The following is a 279-nucleotide window of genomic DNA, read 5'->3' as shown; positions in this document are numbered from 1 at the left end:
CCGACAGCCAGACTGAGACTTCCTCGATCGTCGCAGAAACGTCAGGAACGATAAGGTCCGAGTCGATGATGTTGTCGTCAGCAATCGGAGTACCAACAGTCCGCACCGTCGTCACCAGCTCAGTTAAGGCTTCGGTGAGCTCATTTTGCGAGGTTGTCCCGATAGCGTGCTCGACGCGGGCATCGATGCGATTGAGATGACCCATTTCGGTGTCGGGCACCTGCCACTGGCCTTCACCAACAATGCGAATGATCATGACTGATCCTCCTGACGTCGCAC

The 279-nt window shown here is 55.9% G+C and carries 1 protein-coding gene; it reads right to left on the bottom strand.

The features are described 5' to 3' along the window. Nucleotides 1-256 (bottom strand): PspA-associated protein PspAA (gene pspAA / locus AC6UDF_RS07190; protein ID WP_500724187.1); only part of this gene is annotated, 256 nt, incomplete at its 3' end. Nucleotides 257-279 lie beyond the last annotated feature (23 nt).

This window comes from Fructilactobacillus sp. X2R6C1 (assembly GCF_059901295.1).
Note: the sequence above shows the minus strand (reverse complement) of the source record. Positions and strands in the feature narration are given on the sequence as shown.